General features: G+C 48.1%; 10 protein-coding genes (1 of these 10 only partly in view). 5 read left to right on the top strand and 5 right to left on the bottom strand.

Annotation, left to right across the window (positions count from 1 at the left end):
• The first annotated feature begins 294 nt into the window (after positions 1-294).
• The 5 genes from Enr17x_RS25220 (at position 295) to Enr17x_RS25200 (ending at position 4,150) form a co-directional block, all read left to right on the top strand.
• Entirely contained in the window at positions 295-492 is a 198-nt protein-coding gene (locus tag Enr17x_RS25220; protein WP_145312553.1) for a cold-shock protein, read from the top strand.
• A 184-nt stretch (positions 493-676) separates the two neighbouring features.
• Complete coding sequence (locus Enr17x_RS25215; protein ID WP_145312551.1) at positions 677-1,372, top strand: polyamine aminopropyltransferase; 696 nt, start codon at positions 677-679, stop codon at positions 1,370-1,372.
• Positions 1,373-1,464: 92 nt separating this feature from the next.
• Positions 1,465-2,109, top strand: a complete 645-nt coding sequence (locus tag Enr17x_RS25210) for a class I SAM-dependent methyltransferase (RefSeq protein WP_145312549.1) — start codon at positions 1,465-1,467, stop codon at positions 2,107-2,109.
• A 381-nt stretch (positions 2,110-2,490) separates the two neighbouring features.
• Entirely contained in the window at positions 2,491-3,312 is an 822-nt protein-coding gene (locus Enr17x_RS25205; protein WP_145312547.1) for a class I SAM-dependent methyltransferase, read from the top strand.
• A gap of 445 nt (positions 3,313-3,757) precedes the next feature.
• The gene (locus Enr17x_RS25200) at positions 3,758-4,150 is read left to right on the top strand and encodes a VOC family protein (RefSeq protein ID WP_145312545.1); all 393 of its coding nucleotides are present in this window, start codon (positions 3,758-3,760) and stop codon (positions 4,148-4,150) included.
• A gap of 186 nt (positions 4,151-4,336) precedes the next feature.
• Here Enr17x_RS25200 and Enr17x_RS25195 read toward each other — a convergent pair whose 3' ends face one another.
• The 5 genes from Enr17x_RS25195 to Enr17x_RS25175 form a co-directional block, all read right to left on the bottom strand.
• Positions 4,337-5,344 (bottom strand): TlpA family protein disulfide reductase, encoded by a 1,008-nt coding sequence (locus Enr17x_RS25195; RefSeq protein WP_145312543.1) that lies wholly within the window; start codon positions 5,342-5,344, stop codon positions 4,337-4,339.
• 117 nt (positions 5,345-5,461) lie between these two features.
• Positions 5,462-5,872 carry a hypothetical protein gene (locus Enr17x_RS25190; protein WP_145312541.1) on the bottom strand — a complete coding sequence of 137 codons (411 nt, stop codon included), beginning with the start codon at positions 5,870-5,872 and terminating at the stop codon, positions 5,462-5,464.
• A gap of 297 nt (positions 5,873-6,169) precedes the next feature.
• A complete protein-coding gene (locus Enr17x_RS25185; protein ID WP_232100853.1) occupies positions 6,170-7,648 on the bottom strand; it encodes an IS4 family transposase in 1,479 nt (492 codons plus the stop codon).
• Positions 7,649-7,914: 266 nt separating this feature from the next.
• Positions 7,915-8,433 (bottom strand): DUF7639 domain-containing protein, encoded by a 519-nt coding sequence (locus Enr17x_RS25180; protein WP_145312539.1) that lies wholly within the window; start codon positions 8,431-8,433, stop codon positions 7,915-7,917.
• Positions 8,434-8,526: 93 nt separating this feature from the next.
• Positions 8,527-26,435, bottom strand: the 3' portion of a protein-coding gene (locus tag Enr17x_RS25175; RefSeq protein WP_145312537.1) for a Calx-beta domain-containing protein. Its footprint extends 15,553 nt past the window's final position; 17,909 of the gene's 33,462 nt are visible here — the last part of the coding sequence; the start codon falls outside the window, past its right edge; its stop codon occupies positions 8,527-8,529.

The following is a 26,435-nucleotide window of genomic DNA, read 5'->3' as shown; positions in this document are numbered from 1 at the left end:
CATCTCGGTCGCTTTTGTAATTCTATCAACTCATACGTTTTCCGAAATGTGCCATAATTCTACCGTTTTGAGGATAGCTAAAATGTCCGCTTCTCGGACTCGTCAGCAGCGTATTTTCCGAACTCTTTGTGCAGACGCTCCGCTGTCATGCAAGAACTCAAAACAAACTCTGTCGCTGCCAGTTGACCTGACAACTTCCTGTCAGTTACGATTCGTCTACGCGGCGAAGTGGTCTCTACAGTGTGATGTCAGGCAGCTCCGCAGAGAAACTCTTTTTGAGGAAAAGGATTTAACATGGCAGAAGGCACGATTAAAAAAGTGATGCAGAATGGTTTTGGATTTATCGACACCGCAAGCGGCAAGGACTTGTTTTTCCACTCGTCGAACCTCGAAGGATTGACATTCGAAGAACTCCAGGAAGGACAACGCGTGTCATACACCGAAGGAAGTGGACCGAAAGGCCCCTGTGCCGAAAACGTCAGGCCCATCTGAAGAATCTGAGCGCATCTTCATTTTTAACTATGGAGAAACAGAGATGGCTGATAAGGGAAGTAAAGAAAAAGGCCCTGCTTACGCCAAAGGAAAAACGCAAACTGAAACCGGAAAAAAAGAATAATTAGCTACGCACCGTTGCCCGCCAGGCGTCCCATTCCTTCGTAACGAAACCCGCTTTTTCATGGAACCTCCTATCTTCGAAATCCTCGCCTGCGAACCCACCGAGCTCGGCATACTGTGTCTGCGGCGTCGCGAGTTGCTGTGTGAGCCAGGCACGATTGTCACTGAGGTTACGCTCGACCATGAATTTCTGATGAGCAGTTACCTGACGGCCTCCGAGAAGGCACTGTCGGAAATCTCGCTGCAGATGCACTCCGGATCCCGCCTGCGCGTTCTGGTCGGAGGCCTCGGCCTGGGTTACACCGCCTGGACAGCGCAGGAATCCGATCAAGTTTCACAATGCGAGGTGATTGAGTTTCTTCCGCAGGTGCTCAGCTGGCTGGAGCAGGGACTGGTCCCACTGTCAGACAAGTTGAACGCAGACAACCGGCTCAAAGTGACTCAGGGTGACATCTATCAGCAACTCGCCAGTCCGCCGGAACAGAAGTATGACCTGATTCTCATCGACGTGGATCATTCACCGGATGAGAGACTGGACAAAGCCAGCGGTAAATTTTACACGGCCGATGGATTGCAGCGTGCGAAGCTTCATCTTGAAGCAGATGGGATTCTCGGCGTCTGGTCGTACGCAGAGAGTTCACGGTTTGTCGATGCGCTGCACGAGGTGTTCCGCGAAGTTCGTATTGAACCCGTGACCGTTTTCAATAATCTGATCAACGTAGAGCAGACAGACTGGCTGTTTTTTGCTCGTGACTAAGTCTGCTGCAGTCGATTCTGAATCGACTGTTCCTTTACATGACGGGGTATGGTGCCTCGCTCGGAACCGAATTTCTTACAGGATTACCTGACGTGCCATTAGTGGAAATTGAACTCTTGAATCACGATTCGTTCTTGCCCGACGAGATCGTTGCCTTTCTTCACGAAGCAGATTTGAGAGTCAGCCAGATTCTCCAGGCTAGTCCACGCCGCGCGCCTGGTTTCGTACCCAGTGATTACAAAACGGTTTACCACGCTCTGCAAGCCATCACCGTCGGGAATCTTGCCCCCGGAAATTCGTTCTGCGAATGGGGAAGTGGTTTCGGCGTGGTAGCCTCGTTAGCCGCGATGCTTGAATTTATGGCCTGTGGCATTGAGATTGAGGAAGAGCTGGTCGATGCATCCCGCAGGTTGGCAGATGACTTTGGACTGCCCGTGGAGTTCGTTCAAGGCAGCTTCATTCCCTCGGGTGCCGAATCCTGTGCCGAGGAAGCCTATGTCGACAACAACGCCACGTATTCCTGGCTCATCACAGATGCGGAAGATGGATACGAAGAACTGCAACTTGACCTCGATGAATTTGATGTCGTTTTTGCCTATCCCTGGCCCGGTGAAGACTATTTGATCTCGAGTTTGTTCGAGAAATATGCCGCCGAGGGGGCACTGTTGCTGACGTACGACTACCCTGAGTCAGTGTACCTTCGACGGAAAGTGAGAGAATGCTCTGGTGGTGATTGAACGGTTACCGAGGTCGGATGGGCTCCCTTCGACTAACGGAGAGGCACATCTCTTTACAGACGGAAGACGGCTCTGGCGCGATTCTGTTCGCAAAACTCGATGAATTCGGTACTGCAAATCAATCCAACGATTCTCGGGACGGCAATCCGACGACGACACCGCTCGAGACTCGACCTACAAGCGTGGGCTGCCGTTGATAGCGATCAACGAGCGAAATCCAGAAACGGTGTAATACGCGGCGAACGGTTAGAAAAACAGGCAACCCGATGGTAAAATTCACTTTGTGACGGACGCATGCACTGGAGTCGGCGGCCGGGCCGGTTTTAAATGGAGAGCCTTCACCGCCGGCCCGGTGATGCTGGACGTTAGTTAGCGAGACAAATGATGGGAAACAATTTTCAGAACGTTCTCAACTTTTATGAGACATATGAAGAACACAGCCGACTGTGCAAGCCAACAGGCCAGCTTGAGTTCGAAAGGACTATAGATATTATTGAACGCTATATTCCTGAATCGTCCTCAACTTTGTTGGATATAGGCGGCGGTACAGGTCCGTATTCGTGTTACCTAGCCAATAAGGGCCATGATGTCCATCTGGTCGACCCTGTACACAAGCATGTTGTCCTTGCCCAGCAGGCATCGGAATCGCAGCCGGAAAATCCAATCCTTACATGCACCGTCGGTGATGCTCGCAAACTTGATTTTGACAATGATTTTGCCGACGCTGTACTCCTGCTGGGGCCGCTTTATCACCTTACGGAACGCCATGAGAGAATATGTGCTCTTCGAGAGTCATTCCGGATATTGAAGGCAGGGGGAGTTGTCTTTGCTGTTGGCATATCCCGTTTTGCATCTGTTCTGAGCGGCATGATATCAGAAACATTCACAGACCCTGATTTCTTTGCAATCGTTCAACAGGATCTCAAAGATGGCCAGCACCGTAATGTACCGGGCAAATCATATTTCACCGATTCGTTTTTCCATTTACCAAGTGAATTGGAAGAGGAAGTATCGGAGGCTGAATTCAGAGTAGAAGCTATGCTTGCTATTGAAGGACCTGCCTGGATTCTGAATAACCTTGAAAACCACCTGTCCGAAAGAGCCAAGAAGCAGAAGTTGATGCAGGTACTTGGCCTAATTGAAAGAGATCCAGCTTTGATGGCTTCGAGTCTTCACTTCATGGCTATTGGGAGAAAAAGTTAATAATTTGCTAATCAGGCGCTGCACTGGAATTTCACTCCACTGCGCTCCGTAAAATCCAGTGATCTTTAACGTTACTCTTGCCCTCGTCCGATATACTCAAACGTTTTCGCAAATACGTTTTTAATCCACCCAAAAAGCGGACTCCATACGTGTGCGTGGAACTCATCCGTTTTGCCAACTCAGGCTTGGTGAGATGATTCCAGTTTGGAGGGGCTTCAACATGCACGTTTTAATCAAGGTTTTCTGAACATGCTGCACAATCAGTTTTATACCTTATCGCTTTTTCACTTTTTCCATATGAGCGCAGTATTAGTATAAATAAAGATGCTCACTGAAATTAAATATTGAAATGCCAATTTTGTCCGGTAGCATATTAGGTGAGTAGTTCCGTGCAATTGAATAACAAGTTCTGTGATTCAAACCTTCAAACCAAGTCTCAATTACAATGCCAATCGAACCCGTTTTCAAGTCCGCCTCACCGTACCAAGATGACGTCTTGTCGTTACCGATCACCGATCTCGATTCGACCTCCAACTGGTACGCCAAACACTTTGGCATGACGGAGATCGAACGACACGACGCCCCTGTACCAACGGTAGTACTCGAAAGGGACGGGACACGTCTCGGATTCGCTATAAACGGTGGTGACCCGTCGCAGGATGGCGCCGCAATACTTGTAACAAACATCCAACAAGTTAAAGACGAAATGGAATCAAACGGCGTCTCGATTGCCAATTGGTGCATCGACAATCGGGACGGTCAAAAACTACAAGTGTTTTTCGTAGTCGCGCCAGACGGTTTGTGCTATTACTTCCATGAACCAATTGATCCGACATGACTCATGGGGTAAGACGAACGTCGCTCGCGGCCCCAAAACATCCCGATGGTGTTTCCTGTCCTCGAACCGGGCTGGCAACACGAAATATTTCACTTACTCATCGGAAGAGGAAACATGCCCATTTAAAATGCGCCAAAATAATTGCGTGTCGTTTGACCGAGGATACGGTCTCGAAAATGAAAGATGCTATTTAAGAACACTCGAACCTTCTATTTTTTCGATGGCTGCTTCTGCCTTTTTACCCGCTTCGGTTTCAGGGTGTTCCAAAACAAGTTTTTTCAGGATGATCATTGCTTTTTTACGGCTTGATATTGAGCGTGAACTGAAAGCACGTTCTGCAAGAGAAAAGCGTTTTTGAGCGGCGAGTTCAACTTGAATTTTTTCATCGGCGTTGAGAGTTCTAAGGTTCTGCCCTACTTCCTCGGGAATTTCGTACCCTTTGAATCGTTGAAGAATGTTGGAATATTTCTTGAATGCATTCCATTTATATTCCATTTCAAGGTCGGAATTGGCACTCTTTAGTTCTTCGTTCAATTGGTTGTTGACATATTCAAGCATCTTTTGTGCAGCATTTTTAACCTCTATCTTTCCACTTGTCTGATTTTTCAGGATCATCTTCGCCGCTGCGGAATAGTTACCGAACTCAACATTGACCCAGGTATTTTTCAAGCTGGCAGGAATCTCTTTCGGGTCAAGATTCCAACTTGCACTTTCTAATGCTTTCCTTGCCACTTCTTCCAGTTGGCTGACATTGCCTGTTGTCAGTTTTCCATCGGCAGTGATAATTCGCAATTGCCAGATGTTATCCAGAGAGATTTCAGGAACGCCACATGCCGTTTCAAACGATCGATCTTCGTCGATCAGAATAGGCAAATTGATGCGAGAGGTTCGCACATAAGATAAAAGTTGATTGCGTGGAGTTCCCGAGTTGACAGCGATAAATAGAATGGGTTCCCCATTCAGTTTTTTTGAGAAATTCATTAGTTCCGGCCACTTTGCCAGACAACGCGGGCAACCCTCTTCAAAGAAATAGAGCATGATTGCTTTTCCTTTGAACATTTCTGTTGAGACAGGGGGGGAGTTGATCCACAGAGAAGGATTGCGAGGAAATACGGGTAGAGGATCAGCACCACTGGCTGCATTACTGGCAATCAAATAGAAGAAAACAATACCAGTAATCAAGAACTTTTGCATGGCAATTATTTCCAGATTATTTCAACCCGAATCATGGCTGATCAACAGTAAAGAACCAGAGTCAATTTAAGGTTCCAGACATATTTTTCTGTCCTTTGTCCAAGTTTGGGAGCACCGTCATTCTTCTATCCAATCTCTTTCGAGTCTGATTCTTTCTAATTTTAATAATTTATTTTCAAAATCAAAATAGAACTCATAGAGAAGACTGTGCTGCAGCAACTTGATTACGACCCAATGCTCGTAAGAGTACTTTTGATATACTTCCCATTCGATGTCCTCTACTGCAAGTGTCCCCAAAAACTTTTCAAGTTCTGTCTCGATAGGAAACACGAAACCGGGAATACTTGACGCTGCAGGGAAATTATAAATATTAATAGAAGTCAACTCGTCATCAATAAACAAAAACTCATTTTTTTTAATAAAAACTGAGAACCCAGTTTTACTATTTTTGGAATGATAATGTTTCTCTGGAGTTACACCTAATTTGGCAATCAAATTTTCATATCTTATCCCCATGAGATTTTTCATGGTCAAACTCTCTAATCCAGAAGATTATTTAAGAGTTCAAGATACTCTTGAAACTCTCCTAGATTTCGTAAACTATCAGCTCTTTTTCTTTTTGCACTAGGAGAGTCTCCCTTGATACCATTAATCTTTTGCTTTATTTGATCAATACCATGGATGACCTGATTCCTCGCTGTTTTCATCACATTAACATCATCTATTAATTTACTTTTTTCATTATCCGCCTTTTTGAGTAATCTCTTATCAATTAAAGGTTCCTGACACGAATGGCACTGCCTGTTGTAGCGTAACAGTTTGCGTTCATACGATCGTCCTCCTTTGTTGATGGTAATGGTATCTTGGTTGCTTCAGCAAAGCCAGCACTTTGGTGCGGCGTTTATTGGCTCTGGGTTCTGTTCGACCAGTGCGATGCCCCACACGTTCGCTGCTGGGGACCTGTTGTCCGAGTGCAACCAACTCATCCGTGAGCTTCGTGACGGCTCCCAACAACCAACTGGCAGCCAGCATCTGTTGCGTGGTGGCAAACGAGAGGGAACGCGGATCACGGTCTGTTGAGAGACTGCTTTGCAGCATTTTGAACCGAATCAGATTGTACGCCAGCAGGCACGACCAGAGTTCGGTGAGCACCATGTCCGGAGACTTCGCACGCAGAATATCCATACCCAGCGAACACTTGATGCTGCGAATATCCAGTTCGATCAGCCAGCGGCTTTGATACATGGCGGCGATCCAGCGCGCCGGGGATGCTTTCCGATCTGTGATGCTGGTGGCAATCGTAAACGTTTTGGCGCGATACCCCGGCTGATTGGTCTGCACATCGACCAGACGCAGAGTGAGCGTCAGCGGTTGTTGCCAGAATTCCTGACGGGTCATCCAGGCAGGACGTTGCAATGGTCGTGACCAGGTCACCAGTCGCTCCCGTTTGCTCAGCCGCCGTGCGTTCTGGGGATGATCGTCACGCAGGTGATGATTCTTCATCAGAATCTGCACGCCCCGCGCACGGCACGCACTCACCAGCCAGTACGTGCAGTAATACGAGTCTGCCACCAGGGTATCTCCCGGTCGGAGTGCATCGCGCATTTGCCAGAACAGGGCCGTTTCGCCACTGCCTTTTCCGCTGTAAGGCCCGCTCACTAGATCCACCAGCAGTCCGGTTGTCATCGAGATCAGAGAAACGCAGCGTAGAACGGGGAACCCGAGCCCCGGTTTCTGAGTCGGGTTCTGTGGATAGGCACGCTGATTCTTGGGAGTATCGGCGGTCGTGATGGTGAAGCCGTCAACCAGCAGAATGCGACCGCCGGTGCTCCGCGATTTCACATCAGCGATGCTGGAAGGACTGAGGCGTGCCGCCGACTGCTCTCTGGTCTGGACACGATTCTGATCACAGGCCGCTTCCGCATCAGCGGCAATTTGTTGGACAATGTCTCGAATGACGATAAACGGGATTTTGAGTCGCGCCCGACAATAAGCACTGGTATTCGTACTGCAAACCCGTCGGCCCAGCGCGGCACACAGGCTGGCAACACGGATCACGGCCGCTTTACAGCTGCGTTGCTCGCCGGAAAAGAAGACCTGAGAAATTAAGGCCCAGAGCGTGATTGCGGGTGTGTAAACGTCATCCTCGTCGGAACCAAAATTGATTTTGTGTTCATCGAAGATCTGCTGCCAGCCCTGGTCATCGATCACATCGGCCAGCGGAAGCGAAGCATTTTGCATCATCGAGCGTTTGAAAAGAGAAAATGATGCTGCATTCAAACGGGAAGCTGATATAAATGGCATAGAACCTTCCTTGGTCAAATGTTTTACCCACACCAACCCAAGGAAGGTCTTGCCAGAACGCAGCATAATGCCAGGAAAGGTTTTGCCAAACACAATTTCCAGCGAACTGGCAAAAAATCAGAAAATTAAAACCGTGACTGCGTCACGCCGAAAGCGTTGCGCAAACACAAACTCAAAAAACAGCGGCAGTGCCATTCGGTCCTGACCCCTTTTTATTGTCTTTTTATTGTCCGTTTATCATAAGGGCGACGTTGGAGGAAAAACGCTTATTTTAATGCGTCACGAATTTCAGAATCCTTGATATCAAAACTTCCCAGCCAACACCGAAGATGTTCTGGTACATTATCGTAAGCTACTCTTAAAGCTTGTTTTTTGTCAGGAGTTGGTTCTTTTTGATAAATGCAGAATGCCTGTTTGCATAATTCCACAGCACCTGGTTTGCCTTGCAGCATACTAAGCTCGTCTTGAATTTCAAGTAGGAAGTCTTCGTTATGATCTTGAAAAAGTGCATTGGAAAATTCGGCCCACATAAGATCAGGGATATTTAATACTCCCTCCTCTGGAGGAGACGCCGTGATTTTTCCCTTCTCAAACAGAGAGGAAAACTCAGAGAAACTCAATCGTTGTTGTTTAAAATAAATCTCTCCATTTTCAAGCAAATAAAAGAAGCAAAGATCAAGTGTGCCGACTCTGAATTCCAATACGCATCGAATTTTGCAGCGGTATAGGTTTCCCTCGATTTCAATGTGGTTTTGGGCTTCGATACTTTTCTCAGTTTCTGACATTTTTTATCCTGGCATGAAAAAAGGGACAGGTCCAATAGACATGAGACTTGCCCTTTTTACTCATTGACCGTGCTTACTGGATGCAAAACAACTTTAGTTAAGCAGGCTCAGGATACTGGTCAAGTCGACCCAGGCATCGCTTCCGCGCGGTACATATAATTCAAATGGAGCCAGCGTCAGAACCCCTTCAAACTTCCCTTCCTTGTTTTCCCCTGCTAACGCAGGTGAAGGGCTGCTTTTCAGGATTTCTTCAGCTAAGTCGAAAGTATCTTCAATTAACTTTCCTTTCAGTTTCTTTCCAAATGCCTTGAAAAATTCCTTACCGAATATTTCGGAATACTTCTTCTTGGGAGCAGCTCCTTTCATCCTGGAATTATGCACAAGCGTGGCAGACAAACCGACTCGATAGACGTGTTCACCATGAATTTCTAAATCGTAAACCGTCTCTTTTTTACGTGGAACAAGCGACACAACCGCTTTTGGTCCGTCGATGGTATCGACTGTCTCGCCTGTGTGTAATTTTCCGGCGGGAATAAACTGCTGGCGATCCATAGACCAGAAATGGTGATTAGCCGTCACCCCTGTTGGTTCGTCTTGACCTTCGATTGTGACGTTAAGCAGGTTATCAGTTGGTTCGATGATGAATTTCCCGGTAACAACACTACCTTCTGCTTTTTGGATTTGAGGACACGCTCCCACATAGGTCACAAGGCCTTTCCCATGAACGTGTAAATCAGTCAGATCAAGAGGAATGTGATTGCCTTTCCAGACATTCAGAGAGTAAATCCATCCCAGGGGCCTGACCAGTTGAATGGTAACGCTCTGGTTCAAATCATTGGTGGTCTGGAGGTGAACTTCACGCCAGAATTTGGGATCCGGATCCTGTAGACGGTCTGGAACCTGTTCTCGAAGCGGGTTCACGCCCAAAGTGCGTTGGCCCAGTTTGATGTCTTTAATGGTTCTGTAGCTGGATGAATTGTGTTTTGCAATCGTACTAACGGGAATCGTGTTTTGGGATAACGCAGCGGGCTTCGAATCAACGTTCTGGGGTGCAGCCATCCACAGCAAACTACCTGACAGCAGGAGTGTTGTGAGTAGACCAAGTAAACCAACGACGCTGATTCCTCCGAAGAGGCGAGATCGAACTCGGTTGCGAACTGACTTGTTTTTTGTTTGTGCAGACTTATGTTTTCGATGCGTGCTTTGCATTTGAACCTGCTTTCTCAACTGATTCTGTGAATTTCTCTGTATTGCTGCTACTCCCCCTCCAACCGGTAGACCCTTGAAGTCTGATTCCTGATGGAGAGGAACATAACCTGACTGAACTGTAGTGGGAACCCTGGCCGTGGGATGCCAAAGTTCGTGCAGGTCATTGGCTGCAAACAAATGATCCAGTTTGGTAAAAGGAAGCTGTTTTTTCTTCTTTTTCTTTTCGGTCAAGCCCACCCCGATCAGTCCGATTGGAACTGAGAGGGCAGCCCAGAAGACGGTGGTAAGGTCCCATTCCTGAGCGGTTTTGGGATCCGAAATGATCCCTGCAAACTGGGGACTCAAGTCTAAGTCAGAGGGCACAAGAATCGGGGTCTCTGCAACAAAACAACCGAGCGGATTCGGGGCTGAACCTGCTTTATTCAGGTTACTCCCGCCAACTTTCAGCTTGGTTGAACTTCTGAGGCCTGAAAAACTAAAGTATAAATCGACCACGGTATCCAGGGAAATCGTGCCCGTATCTTCATATTCAGCCACCGCATCGTTCACTGTGTTGTATGCGTTCACTGCCTTGTAGATAACATAGGCTATTTTCAAGACGCGACCATAGGGGGTTGCCGAGGCAGCCAGGATTGCTGCTTCAACGGCAGCTTCACCTGCTTTCTTGATGAGACTTTGGACTTCTTCGACGGCTTGTTCGCCGTGTTCAGCACCAAGATCAAATGCTTCCTGATTTCCATATTCGGGTGTTGGCCTACCTAAAGATATCGAATCATGCCAAGGATTCAGCCTCTGACTTACCCGATCAAGGAGTCCATCTCGGTAGTCGAGATGGGCGTTCGAATGATACACGTCGTGTCCGATATTGACAAATTCTTCGAACGCGTTTGCATAGTTACGAAGTACGGTTGCAATATTGTCTTGCCATGCGAGGCTGTTCGCCTGGATAAATGCGGTGATTTCGCCGAATTGTTGATGCTGTTGGGCTGCCATCAACGAGGTGTCCAGATCACCCGTTCCTCGCAATGTTAAAGCAATATATAAGAATTCGTTGAGATAGTTTCCCGGATCTTCGAAGGCGATATAGCCGGTTGGAGCATACCCTGCAGCACCCCAGAGACCATGATTTCCTGTCACATCTTCAAAGTTGACCACGACAGGAAGGGTAATATGGTGCCCGTCCTGGGTGATGGTGACTAATGTTTGGACCAGCTCAGCGGAACTGCCGGTAACATAATCGTATGATCCTGAGTAAGTTAATTCTTTTTCCAGTATGACCAGATCTGAAATGGAAGTTGCCGTGATCACTGCTGTGGGAGGTTGCTCGACTCCTCCCAGAAACTCCCAGGTAACCCAGTCATAAGTTCCCCCTCCTGATGCATTAACAGACATGGATTCTAGAAAATCAACAGTGACCGTTCCAGTAAAGTTGGATGATAAAATATTACCGGCGATATCCGTTGTGTAGTTCGCTTGCCCGACAGAATTGTAATTTCCTGCCGCTTCCTGGTGTAAAGTCGCTGAACTCCCGAGGGTTAAACTACCACCAGAGATTGAGGACGTATATGAATAATCATAAACAGTGTGATAGTTAACATCGTGATACTCAAATACGGAAGCGGTCAGAATTTGATTGGTTAAATCCCAGGATTGAATGGACTCTGTGTAATCGCGATCAGAATAAAATCTTGAGTAATTTGTAGAAGTCGTTTCCACCTTTGTGAGATCGAATGTCGGTTGATCTTGATATGTGAATGGAGCAGGACCAGTCGTGGTCGTTGTTCCCTGATCGGTATGAGATAAGATTTCAAAAAAGGTACTATCCGATACGTGTTTGAAGAAAATCTCATCGACTGTGATCACATCAAATTCATCACGATGAAGTTCCCAGTTTTCTGTGTTCTCGGTCACGGAATTGGAATATCTATAGATCGTATCCATGTCACCATCATTCCAGGTTGTCGTTTCATTATACAATGACGTCTGGTGACTTGGATTTGAAACATTCTGGTTTCGTTTCACGGAGGAACCATCTTCATACTTTGTGAACGAATACGTTTTTCCATTCCCGCTCGTCTGCGCTTCGTATACTAAATTTAGCGAAAAAATGCTCACAAATTTGTCGGCGTGCTGTTGATCCTCGATAAAGGTCGTACTGGTATAGTGATCGGTATTGTTCGTAATCTCCGTATTCTGGAAATCTAACGCTTCATCAAGCACGTACGTTCCGGCTGGCGACAATGTATAGGAATTGGATGTCGTTTTTAATTCATAGAATGTTTCGTGGGAATAGATATTCGCGATTACGATCACGATATCCAGCCAGCCGTTATTATTAGAATCCGTGTTCTGCACCTTTTGTTTCGCTGGCGGAGTATACTGGTGAGTTGTTCTATTGGCATCAACTTCGGTACGACTGGATGAGGATTTATCTCCCGACCATACTTTGTCACCGTTCACATCGAACACATAGCTGATATTGGCGTTGGATGAGAGTTCTGAGGTCGCTGTTGAATTTACCGTCGTTGTTTTTGCATAAAAATCTTTAAAATCAATCTCATACTGACCCTTCGAATTTGTGACCGAATTTAAAACCGTTGTCGTAAGTGAGTGAGATTGAGATGTTCCACTTCCGCCGCCCGTGACGGTAATGGAACCGTCAAATGCGATCTCTTTTGTTTTAAATGATTTCGCATCATAGTTGGAGTTCAGAATATGGGTGACGGTGGTATTTTTTGAGTCACCTGTGGCAGTATCGGTGAAACTCTCAATCGATACTTCAGACTGAAATCGGCTGCCGACGAGCCAGCCAGGATTGCCCTCAGACCCTTGATAAATATCTGTTTCGGTCTGGCCTTGTTCATTGGTGTGGCTAAAGGTCCCGAGAGTGCCGGTTTCGAATTCTGTGTTCAAGCTATACTGATTTAGAGATGAGCTTGTTTCTCGAAATCCTGCCGGTACATAGAATACTGTTTTCACAAATGAAACATCAGATTGGACTTCATTTGTTCTTGTTTCTGTCCAGAACGTTGAATCGATTGAATTGGAAGTGGAAGTCGAACTGTTAACGATGTTTCCTGTTGAAACAATTTGTCGAGAACTGTCAACTGACTGGAAATTGCTTCCGGAGCCATTTTTCTCAGCTACGGCTTGAGATGAGAAAGTGACCTGAGTCCCATGTTCCGGGAGTACTGGATTATTGACGACCCCTGATTTTGTGATTTTATCAGAGTTGATATTCAACCAGGTATCGCCACTAGAGTACGTATCGATTTGATAGATGTTTTCTGTTTTTACACCACTTGCAGGGGTGGAGCTGGTATAAGAATAATAACCGTTGGTGATGATATCGAACTTTTCCTTGAAGTTCTGGTCGTAATTTTCTCTGACGACTGTGAGGCCATTTTCAATGGTTGTGGCCTTTGATTTAATATACTCATCTTCAAATGAGTTGCCGCGACCGTTGTAGTCATGATAGTAGTTGGACGAAGAACTGGTTGTTCCGTCAGAATACCTGTCAAATCTACGATATGACGTCGTGTTATAGCCTACGGTATTCGCATAATACCTATGGTAGTACTGTTGGTTTTCCGGTGCGATATCAAAAAATTTGACAACGGAACTTGTCGAATGTTTCGAACCACTGTTGGTGACATCCACTGTTTCCCATTGCCGTTGATCGGGGCCTTGATGATAGGCAGAGATCGTAGTTGTTGTGTCGCCCGCCGTTCCACTCGTACCACGAACGGTTATTGTCAGAGTGCCATTGGCTCCCCGCGAGTCGGTCACGTCCTTTTCGTTATTGGCGATGTAATCGTAATTACGAATTAATGTGGAAGTACCAGAGGTTTCCGTACCTGTGCCGTAAATGTAGAGGTAATTGTCATTCGAGATTAAAGTCCCCGACCTGGTTGATGAGGAATCGTAATAGCGACGGTCATAGAAATTACCTGCTGCTACCGTGGAAATGTATTCTGACATCGTATCGGTTGTGCTGGACCATTGGGAATCGATGTCTGTCCTTTTGCCGATTTCGTTAGCATAGGTACTGCTTCCGGGGGCATACGTCCCGGAAGTCATCGTCCAGGCATGGGTCGTCAATAAGGTGCTTTTATTGGAAATGTAGTCCAATTCAGCGGTTTTTTGAACGTCGAGCGGAACCACTTCAAAATTATCCACCACAACACCCGATCGGAACATGTGGGCTATTTCATCAATCGTCGCATAGCTGGTGGTATCTTCTGTTGTGGACTTTGAATAAGAGCCGGTGGCACCAACATAATTCTCTGCAGCCTCATAGGAATAGGTTTGACCTATGATTAAGTTCTCGGTTGTGGTGGCACTCCCTGTGGTTGTGATGGGGCCGTCAGTTCGATTGATCGTTTTATCGCGTATGATCAAACTGTTTGCGGATGAAGAGCCTTTTCCATCTTCGGAATAGTCCGATGTTACGGGAGTGGCCCCTTCCCCTTCGGTGTAACTTAACTCCAGTGAATATTTTCCTTTTCCACTATCATTGAAGGTATTATGGTTGTAATAACTGTTGATTTCCCCATTGCCCGTGTCTTCAGTAAATTCGATATGTGCGAGTTGGTAACTATCCCAGGTCAGATCAGCCACTTCATTGTAGTCTGTCTCTATGGAAGTCGTGACTGTTTCTCCCAGTGTTTCCGTGGTCGTCACAACAGATGTCGTAATCTTACCCGTTGTATCGTTCGAACCGTGTCCATTTAAGATATGTGTGATCGGACTGCCCTGAGGAGAAACGTAGCCATAGCTGTAGTAAGAGCCATAAGAGAAGCCGGCCGGGTCCTGTAAGCTGATGGTGTATGTGGAAGTCAATGTATGGTCGATCACACCATCGACAATCGTCCCGTCTCCGTTATCGGTCGTTTTATAAATCGTAGCGCCATTGGCGTATGTGGTATTCGAGGATGTTGAATCTGGTGTGGTCGTTGTAGTTACTGCTTCATAATCATACGTTGAAGAACCTCCCCCAAGAGCGGTACTGTCGATCGTTCCGAAAGATGTAATCAGTCCATCAGAGTTTGTTTCCGTAAAGATGATGGTGCCTGTATAGTCATTGTCTCCGGAGTTACTGGTGCTGGTGTTAATGACAGACGTGTGTAAGTAATCAATATCAGAGTTGGTATACGTCGAAGAACCGAGCGTATCCGTATTCCACATCACCATACCGGCGTGGTAATCATTCAACGTTCTTGAAATATGGACATTGGTGAGGCCGGCATCGAAGCTGCCATTATAATCCCAGATGATGTGACCTGACTCATGTCCAATCCCTGAGCTGTTGGCGTTGAACGATGAATTAGCACTTGAGGAATTTAAATGGGAATTACTGTCAAGGTCTATAAAGTAATAGGTCTTATTGTGACCGAACATCGTTCCTGCGAATGTCACGATTCCGGCAGTATCGACGTCGGTCGTACTGGTGATTACCGATTTATAATCTCTGGTTCGATTGACATCGGAGTGTGCGTAAGAAGTAAACGTCGTTCCTGGTTTAGTCACAGAATTTGATGTCGTATAGTCCAGTGAATAGTCATCGACCATTAAGTTTGTCAGGGTATGTGTGACTGTCGACTCGAAAGTGCCATCATCATAGATTGTCTTTTCCCCACTCGACGCATAAATATCGGTTTTGAGCCCTGTCAGCAGTCCGATCTGGTTGACATTCTCTGTTGTGGTAACCCCATCGTCGGTAAAGGATGTTGTGATGTTACTGTTGACCGATTCCAGGATCACAGTAATGATTCTGTGGACATAATCATAGCTGACCGTTGTGAGTGTGACATCGTTTGCATCGGTTTCACTAACGCCGGTATGTTCCATTTCCCATTCTTCACGATAGGCAACACCGACTGTCAGATAGCCGCTTGCGACACAGTGATGTGAGGTGCGAACGCTAATTCCAGCACTGTCATAATCTTGCTCTGCGACAACGGGTGATGCCACATCGGCCGCTTCAAACAAGCTGGTGCTTAAAACTAACTGGCTTGCCACGAAATCACTGCTTGGCTTGATCAACCCATCCTGATTTACCTTTTGGTATCCGTAGACATCCCTGGCAAATTCCTGGTGGCCGGTTCTATTATAGAGGGTTGTCGGATCAGCGGCTGTCCACTGATCATTTACGAAATCGTCGTTGCCGTGTTCGTAGACTTGAAACGCTGCGTTACCGGCGTAGCCATAAGCTTCGATCGTATAGCCGTATGCCCCACTTTGTACGAGATGATATCCGGAACCATCAACGGCGAGGTAATCGGTGGTCACCAGGTAAGTGCTCTCCAGAGTTTCACGCCGGTACCATTCGCCGTCTGCTGTTTCCATACCAATAATGATTACGGTCATGGTGGTCGTCGTTGTCACAGTGGTGACATTCCCGTAAGCATCAGTCGTTGTGACTGTATTTGTCACATCAGGCGGGGAATCATAAAAATTGATGACGCCGATGGATGAAAAGTAAGTGGCGTCGACCACAAGATCACCGCAGTGAATTAAATCCCCATAATACACGCCGGAGTAAGTCGTATCTTGTGTCAGTGCCGTATAAGGCAGTGACAGATCAGCGGTATTGAATGTCGCGTGCGACAGCTCTCCTGCAGTAAATGGCTGTTCTCCCTGTCCACCCGAGTCTTCGCCTCCATCCAGGTCTTCAATGTCTTGTGCTTCATAAGTAAATGTAATGGAAGCCCAGTTACCATACTCATAATTACCCAGCGATTGATTCCACTGTCCTGCACGTACTTGAACCGTGTAGGATCCATCACCCGTGAGATAGGGGGTGACATCGATTAAAAATCCACCATCACCACTGGCATCTGTGAAGGATGTTCCATCTGAAATACCGTCTCCATCGACATCGTATTCGATCGGGAAGCCTGACGGATCTGAATCAACGTCCGTTACAACACCGGTCAGGATGGGGGAACTGGTAATATTATCTCCCTCTATTCCCGTATCGTTTAACAGTGAAAGAGAAGTCACTTCCGGAAGCTCATCAACAATAACGATTTCTTCATAAGTAAAAGTGATTGTTGACCAGTCGCTATATTCAAAGTCGACTTCTTCTGAATTCCAGACGCCTGCGCGGACGGAAATGGTGTGACTGCCGTAGTCGAGTTGATTTGCTGTAAATGAGATCTCAAATGTTCCATCATCGTTTGTCAGGGCTGTTCCTTCGATGACGCCATCTTCGTTGAGATCATATTCGACGAGAACATTACCAAGATACTCTGTTGCATAGACGACTGTTCCACTCAAAGTTGGATCTGTTGTGATGTTATCGCCGGGGGTGTCTGTATCATTTACCAACTCCAGATCGGTAATCTGAGGGCTTGCCAATTCCGGTTTCTGGTAGGTAAATACAAACTCGTGCCAGTCACCAAGTGTGGTTGACGAAGTGTCATCGTCCTGCCCGGCAAATTGTAAAGAGACCGTATACTCACCAGAAGAATTTAAATATTCAGTTAAATCAATAATGACTTCTGCGGTGACAGGGTCGATGACTTCAACAAACCCGTCGGCAGTTCCATCCTGATCGAGATCAAAGTAGACAAAGGTTCCTTCGAATTCCGATAGATCTCCTGTCACGATGGCTGAAATGCGAGGGTCTGATGTAACTTGATCATCCGGATAATCAGTGTCGTTAATCAAATGAATCGATTCGAAGCCGGGTAAGATCTCTACTTCAGGCTCATAAGTATAAGTAATGGATGACCAACCGCTGTAAACATAATCTTCCAGATTAGCATCCCATTCTTTAACGCGAACGGCAACGGTATTTTCACCTTCGGGGATTTGATCCGGCACGAAGGGGATTGTGAAACTACCCGTCCCCGTATCCACAGTGTATACGTACCCATCAGGCAATTGATCTCCATCAATGTCGTATTCGACTGCAAGATGATCGACTGAACCATCAGAATTAGTAACGGTGCCTTGCAGAGTCGTATTCGAGGTGATGTCATCACCATCGGTGCCAGTATCTTCCTGCAATTCGAGTTGGGAAACGACTGGGGGATCATTAAACGGTGCATCGCGGGTCACAGTGACATCAAACCAGTCACTGTAGATATATTTCTGATTGACAGCATCCCAGTCTTTGGTTCGAGCCAGGATCACAACTTCGCCGTAGCCGATTTCTGTCGTATAGTCCGCACTAAATACGCCACTGACAACAGTCGTCGTAGCATCGATACTGAGGTCGCCCCCGAAATCAAATTCGACAGTTGCTTCATCGCCACCATTGGTATTTGCAACTTGCCCCGATAGTCTGACGATATCCGTTGGGATGATTTCGGCAGTGAAATTCGTTACGGGATCTGCATTGGGATCCACTTCTTCTGGTTGAGGTGGAATTTCATATTCATCGACATATTCGAAGGAAAGGCTGTTCCACTCGCCTGTGTTAATCACAACCCCGTTTTCATCTACCTCAACTGCACGAGCATAGAGCTCAATGTCTCCATAAGTCAGATCTGGACCCACATCAAATACAAAAGCATTGTCGGCAGGCACATTGATCGAAATCGTCCTGTCAACGATTTGGTCGTTATCGTAGTCAATCTGAACTCGCACAAACGCCAATTCAAGTGTGGATGAAATTTTTCCGGTAATAATGGGATTCGTTGCAACCTGCTCACCGTTTAAGACGACGTCATGAACTAGTCCAAAATCATTTATTTCAGGTATGACCGGTTCTTTCACCTGGATGGTCAAAGTTCCAGTTGCGGTTCGGCCATGCTCATCTTCGATGGTGTATGTCAGAGTGTCTGTACCCAGAAAATGGTCTGCCGGAGTATAAACGATCGTGCCGGGATCAGATCCTGCTGGTTCGATTTCGATCGTTCCGAATAGAGGATCAGAGACGGAAATCAAACTGATGGTATCTGTGTCCGGATCGGAGTCGTTCGCCAGGACATTTACAGACACGGCTTCAGACTCATATGTTTCGACCACATCATCTTCAGTAACCGGTGCAGCATTGGCAACAATCGTCAGCGTGATTGTTGCTGTTGTGGTATTGCCAAGTACATCCGTTACGGAATAAGTAATCGTGTCTGTACCGGTATAACTTTCATCGGGTGTGTAAGAGAAGGTTCTGGTCAGATCTTCATTTGTCGTGTTCGTCACCGCACCATGCAGGGGCTGGCTGATGATTTCAACCGTAATATGATCGCGATACGCGGCTGTTGCAACAATCGGAATGTCTGTAACCGCATCTTGAGAAATCTCTAATGACTCGTCTGACAGTGTATATGTCGGCAGGCTGATCAACTCAAAGGAGAGTGTCGTCCAGTCCCCGATGGCTCCCGTCGTATTATCAACGAGTCGGACTGCTATGGTAACCTGACCTGCTGACAGGGACGCGGTTGGATCGACGGTAAAGTTTCCATTTTGATCCAGGACCGTGGTGCTGTTGACAATGCCATCATTTTCGAAATCAAGGTCGACCGTGAAGTTGGAAAAATCTTCCGTAGTAGTAACTGAGCCGGTAAAGACAGGGTCTATGGTGATCTGGTCATCGCTGATTCCCGTGTCGCTATCCAGTTCGACTGAATCGATGGTTGCATGAACAACCAAAGGGACGTCGTAAGTGAAGGTGAGCGTCGACCAGACACCATAAACGTATCCAGAATCTTCCGCTGGCAGTCCTAAAACACGCACATTGACTGTATGCTCACCCGCTTCCAGTTGCTCGCCCAGGTCATAACTGAATTGTTGGCCTGTATCATGTACTACAGAGAGATCAACTGTGCCATCATTATCAAGATCAATCTGCAGCAGATACTCAGCGTTGGATCCATCGTCGATGATGAGACCGGTGATTGTTGCATCGGAAGAAATCAAATCGCCGGGGGTATCGGTATCATTCTCAAGCGTCAGACCGGAAATGAAAGGCGTCGCTTCGTTTAGAACGGAATCATAAGTAAATGTGATAGACGACCAGTCACCATAAATATCAGCATTGGTCTGAGAATCCCATTCTCCCGCACGTACCTGAACTGTGACTTCACCATCGGGAATGTAGTCTCCGAGATCAATGCTGAATAATTCATCTGTAGTAAGAGAAAGATCAGAAACACCATCGTTGTCATAGTCTACTTGAATTTCATAGTTGCTATTCGTTTGATCTGGATCAGACATGCTGCCGATCAGGAATGGATAGGAAGTAATTAAATCCCCTTGGATCCCGGTATCAATGGCCAGGTTTAATTCGTCTATTTCAGGCAGTAAATTGTCGGTAATTGTGGCAACGCCTTGACTGTCTGAAAGGGAAACACTTTGTCCTGTCGCCTGGACATTGCTTAGATTGAGAAAGAACTGTTCAGCCGATTCGATATTTAGATCTTCGGTCAATGTAATACTAATCGTTTGCGTTTCGCCGGCATTACCTGTGAAGGTGAGCGTGTTTGAATCTGAGGTATAGTCACTGCCCGCTAATGCTGTATCATCAGCGGTCGACCAGTCCACAGTGACTCCGGAATTCACGCTATTGCTGAGGGTTACAGTAAATACTGCAACACCGGTTGCTTCATTAACGGCAATATCATCGATTGACAGGAACGCATCAATTCCAGTGACGGTTACCGTCACCGTGCCTGTGCTGACGGCGTTGTGTGAGTCGGTTGCCGTATAAGTAAACGTCACATCCCGCGTTTGGCCAGCCCCTAAGTCCTGGAAGTCGTTTCCGGGATCAAAGGCAAACTCTCCACCTCCATTCGAAACGACAGTCCCTTCATTCGGTTCCGAAATAATTTCATAAGTCAATGAACTCGCGTCGTCGTCACTGTCACTATCGGAAGCCGACACATTGAAGGTTACGATGGGGCCATCTTCGGTTGCTTCGATACTCGCATCGTTTGCGATGGGGGCGTCGTTGACTCCCGTAATCGTGATCGTGGCGGTCTGAGCGACAACGCCGCCGTTACCGTCGATCACGTTAAAGGTGTAAGTAATAACTTCCGTTTCACCAAACGCCAGACCGTTATAGGCACTGGGCGTGATATCCAGGCTGTTGCCGTTCTGGGCAATGCCGGAGTCGTCGCCACTGACAAGGACCAGACTCTCGATATTGAGAGTGTCGCTGAGATCGACGTCACTGGCATTGGTCAGCAGATCCAGGTTCGCGGCACCATCGTCTTCAGTGAGTGTCAAGCTTACGGCGGCGCTGACGGTCGGTGCGTCATTCACACCCGTGATGGTAATGGTGGCGGTCTGAGCAACAATGCCGCCGTTACCGTCGATCACGTTAAAGTTGTAGGTGATAACTTCCGTTTCTCCGTCCGCCAGACCGTTATAGGCACTGGGAGTAATATCCAAGTTGTTGCCGTTCTGGGCGATGCCGGAGTCGTCGCCGCTGACGAGGACCAGACCATCGATATTCAGTATATCACTTAGATCGACGTCACTGGCATTGGTCAGCAGATCCAGGTTCGCGGCACCATCATCTTCAGTGAGTGTCAAGCTTACGGCGGCACTGACGGTCGGTGCGTCATTCATACCCGTGATGGTAATGGTGGCGGTCTGAGCAACAACGCCACCGTTGCTGTCGATGACATTGTAGTTGTAAGTGATAACTTCCGTTTCACCAAACGCCAGACCGTTATAGGCACTCGGCGTGATGTCCAGACTGTTGCCGTTCTGAGCGATGCCGGAGTCGTCGCCGCTGACAAGGACCAGACTATCAATATTGAGAGTGTCGCTGAGATCGACATCGCTGGCATTGGTCAGTAGATCCAGGTTTGCCGCACCATCGTCTTCAGTCACCGTGATACTTGCTGCGGCACTCACAGTGGGCGCGTCATTGACGCCCGTGATCGTGATCGTGGCGGTCTGAGCAACAATGCCGCCGTTGCCGTCGACCACGTTAAAGTTGTAAGTGATGACTTCCGTTTCGCCGTCCGCCAGACCGTCGTAGGCACTGGGAGTAATGTCCAGACTGTTGCCGTTCTGGGCAATGCCGGAGTCGTCGCCGCTGACAAGGACGAGATCGCTGATATTGAGAATGTCGCTGAGGTCCACGTCACTGGCATTGGTCAGCAGATCCAGGTTCGCGATGCCATCATCTTCGGTGAGCGTCGAACTCACGGCAGCGCTGACGGTAGGGGCGTCGTTTGTGCCCGTGACGGTCACGGTCACGGTTTCCGTGCTGACTGCACTATGGGAATCAGTCACTCGATACGTAAACGATACATCGCGTGTTTCACCTGCGGACAGATCCTGAAACGCGTTTTCAGGATCGAAGGTGAACGTTCCATTATCATTTGAACTCGCCAATCCTTCGCTGGGTTGACTGATGACTTCATAAATCAGCGAATTGAGATCGTCGTCGCTGTCGACATCCGAAACCAGAATGCCAGTTGTGACCGTTGTCCCATCTTCTGTCGCTGAAATATTGGTGGCACTCACGGTGGGGGCGTCGTTGACTCCGGTGATCGTGATCGTGGCCGTCTGAGCGACAATGCCGCCGTTGCCATCAATCACGTTGTAGTTATAAGAGACCACGGCAGATTCACCGTCAGCCAAACCGGTGTAAGCACTTGGATCAATGCTCAGAGTCGTCCCGTTATTCGTAATGCCCGTATTGTCACCACTGACGAGTATTAAGCCATCGACGCTCAGTATGTCGCTCAAATCGATATCGCTGGCACCCGTTAACAGGTCTAAATCAAAACTGTTATCATCTTCGGTGACAGTTGAAACCACAGCAGCACTTACTGTGGGGGCATCATTTTCACCTGTTATAGTCAGGGTGACTGTTGCTGTATCTGTTTCTCCATCGAGATCGGCAATTGTGTATGTGAAAGTATCCGTGGTACTTTCACCGGTCGCCAAATCTTCAAATGCACTATTGGGGTTATAGTTGAATGTGCCGTCAAAATTGACGGTTAGAAGAGCACCAGAGCTCAAGCTGATCTGGTTGTCAACATTTGCTTCGCTGTCATTGACTTTCGTGATCTGGATGGAGTCGCCGACATCAGGATCACTGTCCGTTCCATTGCCATTATCCGCAAACAGACTTCCATTAACGGAGCTGTCTTCAGTGGTTGAAATACTGTCATCCTGAGCGACGGGAGCACCGTTAATACCGCTGATTGTAATTGTTGCCGTTTGAGCGACGATGCCGCCATTGCCGTCAATCACATTGTAGGAATAAGTGATGACTGCAGATTCACCTTGAGTCAGGTAGGAATAAGCAGCAGGATCGATATCAAGAGTGGTGGTGTTAACAGTAATGCCGGATACATCGCCACTCACCAGAGCCAGACTATCGATACTGAGTGAGTCACTGGCATCCACATCACCGGCACCCGTTAATAAATCAAGCGTGTAGCTGATATCATTTTCGGTGACAGTGGAGCTCACGGTCGCACTCACGGTAGGTGCGTCGTTGACGCCGGTGATGGTGATCGTGGCGGTCTGAGCCACAATGCCGCCGTTGCCGTCAATCACGTTGTAAGTGTAGGTGATGACTTCCGTTTCTCCGACGGCCAGACCGTTATAGGCACTGGGAGTGATGTCCAGGCTGTTACCGTTCTGGGCGATGCCGGACGCGTCGCCACTGACAAGGACCAGACTCTCGATATTGAGAGTGTCGCTCAAATCGACATCAGTGGCATTGGTTAATAAATCCAGGTTCGCCGCGCCATCGTCTTCAGTGAGGGTGGAACTCACAGCGGCGCTGACAGTCGGTGCGTCGTTGACTCCCGTAATGGTAATGGTGGCGGTCTGGGCGACAATACCGCCGTTGCCATCAATCACGTTGTAAGTGTAGGTGATGACTTCCGTTTCTCCGACGGCCAGACTGTTATAGGCATTGGGCGTGATATCCAGGCTGTTGCCGTTCTGAGCGATGCCGGAGGCGTCGCCGCTGACGAGGATGAGATCGCTGATATTGAGGACGTCACTCAAATCGACGTCACTGGCATTGGTCAGCAGATCGAGATTGGCGTTGCCATCGTCTTCAGTGAGTGTCGAGCTTACGGCAGCGCTGACGGTGGGCGCGTCATTGACGCCGGTGATGGTGATCGTGGCCGTCTGAGCCACAATGCCGCCGTTGCCGTCAATCACGTTGTAAGTGTAGGTGATGACTTCCGTTTCTCCGACTGCCAGACCGTTATAGGCACTGGGCGTGATATCCAGGCTGTTGCCGTTCTGAGCGATGCCGGAGGCGTCGCCGCTGACAAGGATGAGATCGCTGATATTGAGGACGTCACTCAAATCGACGTCACTGGCATTGGTCAGCAGATCGAGATTGGCGGCACCATCGTCTTCAGTGAGTGTGGAGCTCACGCCGGCGCTGACGGTAGGCGCGTCGTTGACTCCGGTAATCGTGATCGTGGCGGTCTGGGCGACAATGCCGCCGTTGCCATCAATTACGTTGTAAGTGTAGGTGATGACTTCCGTTTCACCAAACGCCAGACCATTATAGGCACTGGGAGTGATATCCAGACTGTTGCCGTTCTGGGCGATGCCGGACGCATCGCCGCTGACAAGGATGAGATCGCTGATATTGAGGACGTCACTCAAATCGACGTCACTGGCATTGGTCAGCAGATCGAGATTGGCGTTGCCATCGTCTTCAGTGAGTGTCGAGCTTACGGCAGCGCTGACGGTGGGCGCGTCATTGACGCCGGTGATGGTGATGGTGGCGGTCTGAGCAACAATACCGCCGTTGCCATCGACCACGTTGTAAGAGTAGGTGATGACTTCGGTTTCTCCGACTGCCAGACCGTTATAGGCACTGGGAGTAATATCCAGACTGTTGCCGTTCTGTACGATGCCGGAGGCGTCGCCGCTGACGAGCGTCAGGCTATCGACATTCAGAGTATCACTCAAATCGACATCAGTGGCATTGGTTAATAAATCCAGGTTCGCCGCGCCATCGTCTTCAGTGAGGGTGGAAGTCACGGCAGCACTGACCGTGGGGGCGTCGTTGACAGGATTGACGACAACATTGAATGTATGAGTCGTTTCAACACTTAATTCGTCAGTGACTGTGATCGTGATGAGTGCCGAGCCATGTTGATCCGGGTTGGGGGTAAATGTGAGTGTTCCCGTCGTATTTCCAGGAACATAACTTACGGCAGGGTTCGGGATTAAAGTCAGGTTGTTGCTACTGGCTGTTACGGACAGGACTTGTAAACCGCTGGCACTTGCGACAATGCCAGTCAGATTGATTGTCTGTTCGGAAGCATCTTCGTCAATGACAAGGCCATCATCATTGGTGATGAAGGCTGTTGCCTGGCTTTGTGCCAGTGATACGTCACCGGTGGCAACGAGATTACTTAATGTCACCAGGATTGATTCAGTGAGTTCAATATCACTATCATCCGTCAGAGTGACTGTGATGGTCTGTGTTTCGCCGGCGGTACCGGTGAAGTTAAGCGTCCCGAAACCGGGTGAGTAATCAGAGCCGGCGCTTGCCGTGCCATCGACAGTCAGCCAGTTAACAGAGACGCCTCCCTGGACCGCTTCATCCAGGGTGACTGTGAAAGTGGCGGTTCCGTCACCTTCATTGACGATGATATCAGCAATAGAAAGCGTGGCACTGTCATCATCAGTAATCGTGCCTGTTGCGTTTTCTACAAAACTCACTTCTAAAATCTGTAAGCCGGAACTACTGTCGGCCACGTAGGCAATGTTTCCGACCACCTGCACTGCATGAGAAAAGCCTGGTGTATCATAGAAGCCGACTTCAGTAATGCTGGCGGGATCACTGGCATCCAAGACACGCAAGCCACTTCCGTCCGCCACATAGACATAATCTCCGACGACTTGCAGGCTCAGCGAGGAACCAGCTGTATTAAAGTAACCGAGTTCACTGATATTGGCGGGGTCGCTGACATCCAATACGTAAAGACCACCACTGGGATAGTCCGTTACATAAGCCAGATTACCGACTACATCCACGTCAACTTCATAACCGGCTGTGTCAAAGACACCAAGCTGCGAGACATTTGCAGGATCACTCACATCCAGTAATCGCAGGCCGTTGAATCGATCGGCCAGATACGCGATGTCGCCGATTACTTTCACGCCATATCCAAAATAGGACGTATCAGAAAAACCGATTTCGGTAATATTGTTCGGATCACTGACATCCAGAATTCGCAGGCCATTTGACAGATCGGCGACATAAGCGAGATTCCCCACAACCTGCACTTCATTTGCATCACCGGGAGTCACAAACGAATCAAGCTCGGTGATATTAGCCGGATCACTCACATCCAGGATGCGCAGGCCACTGGCACTGTCGGCGACATAAACCAGATTGCCGACCACCTGCAGAGACTCCGCTTCCGTTGTCACAAAGGAACCGAGCTCGACAACATTCGTTGGATCACTGATATCTAACACACGCAGACCCGCGCTCAGATCGGCCACGTAAGCGATGTTTCCGACCACTTGCACATCGCGGGCACTGCTGGTGGTATCAAATGATCCGAGATAGGTCAGACTGGCGATTATCGAACTGAACTCAACATCCCGGCCGACTGCCTGTAGATTGGACAATTCCACAAAGAACTGCTCATCCGCTTCGACTGTCGTATCACCGATCACATCAACGGTAATCGTGGTCGAAGTCTGGCCCGCCAGAATCGTGGCGGTACCACTGATGGATGTGAAGTCAGACCCGTTGGCTGTATCACCCACGATCGTGTAATCAACCGTCATATTGACGTCAGAGGGATTGTCGATCGAAACCGTGAATGTAAACTGGGTGGTGCCAGAATCCCCTTCAGCTTGAGTGACGTCACTGATAGAAA

It is taken from the genome of Gimesia fumaroli (assembly GCF_007754425.1).
Lineage (GTDB): Bacteria > Planctomycetota > Planctomycetia > Planctomycetales > Planctomycetaceae > Gimesia > Gimesia fumaroli.
Note: the sequence above shows the minus strand (reverse complement) of the source record. Positions and strands in the feature narration are given on the sequence as shown.

Bases quoted from the DNA above. Each gene is read 5' to 3' on its own strand.
- Enr17x_RS25185 (WP_232100853.1), bottom strand. From the start codon at position 7,648: ATGCCATTTATATCAGCTTCCCGTTTGAATGCAGCATCATTTTCTCTT.
- Enr17x_RS25205 (WP_145312547.1), top strand. From the start codon at position 2,491: ATGATGGGAAACAATTTTCAGAACGTTCTCAACTTTTATGAGACATAT.
- Enr17x_RS25190 (WP_145312541.1), bottom strand. From the start codon at position 5,872: ATGAAAAATCTCATGGGGATAAGATATGAAAATTTGATTGCCAAATTA.
- Enr17x_RS25200 (WP_145312545.1), top strand. From the start codon at position 3,758: ATGCCAATCGAACCCGTTTTCAAGTCCGCCTCACCGTACCAAGATGAC.
- Enr17x_RS25220 (WP_145312553.1), top strand. From the start codon at position 295: ATGGCAGAAGGCACGATTAAAAAAGTGATGCAGAATGGTTTTGGATTT.
- Enr17x_RS25195 (WP_145312543.1), bottom strand. From the start codon at position 5,344: ATGCAAAAGTTCTTGATTACTGGTATTGTTTTCTTCTATTTGATTGCC.
- Enr17x_RS25215 (WP_145312551.1), top strand. From the start codon at position 677: ATGGAACCTCCTATCTTCGAAATCCTCGCCTGCGAACCCACCGAGCTC.
- Enr17x_RS25180 (WP_145312539.1), bottom strand. From the start codon at position 8,433: ATGTCAGAAACTGAGAAAAGTATCGAAGCCCAAAACCACATTGAAATC.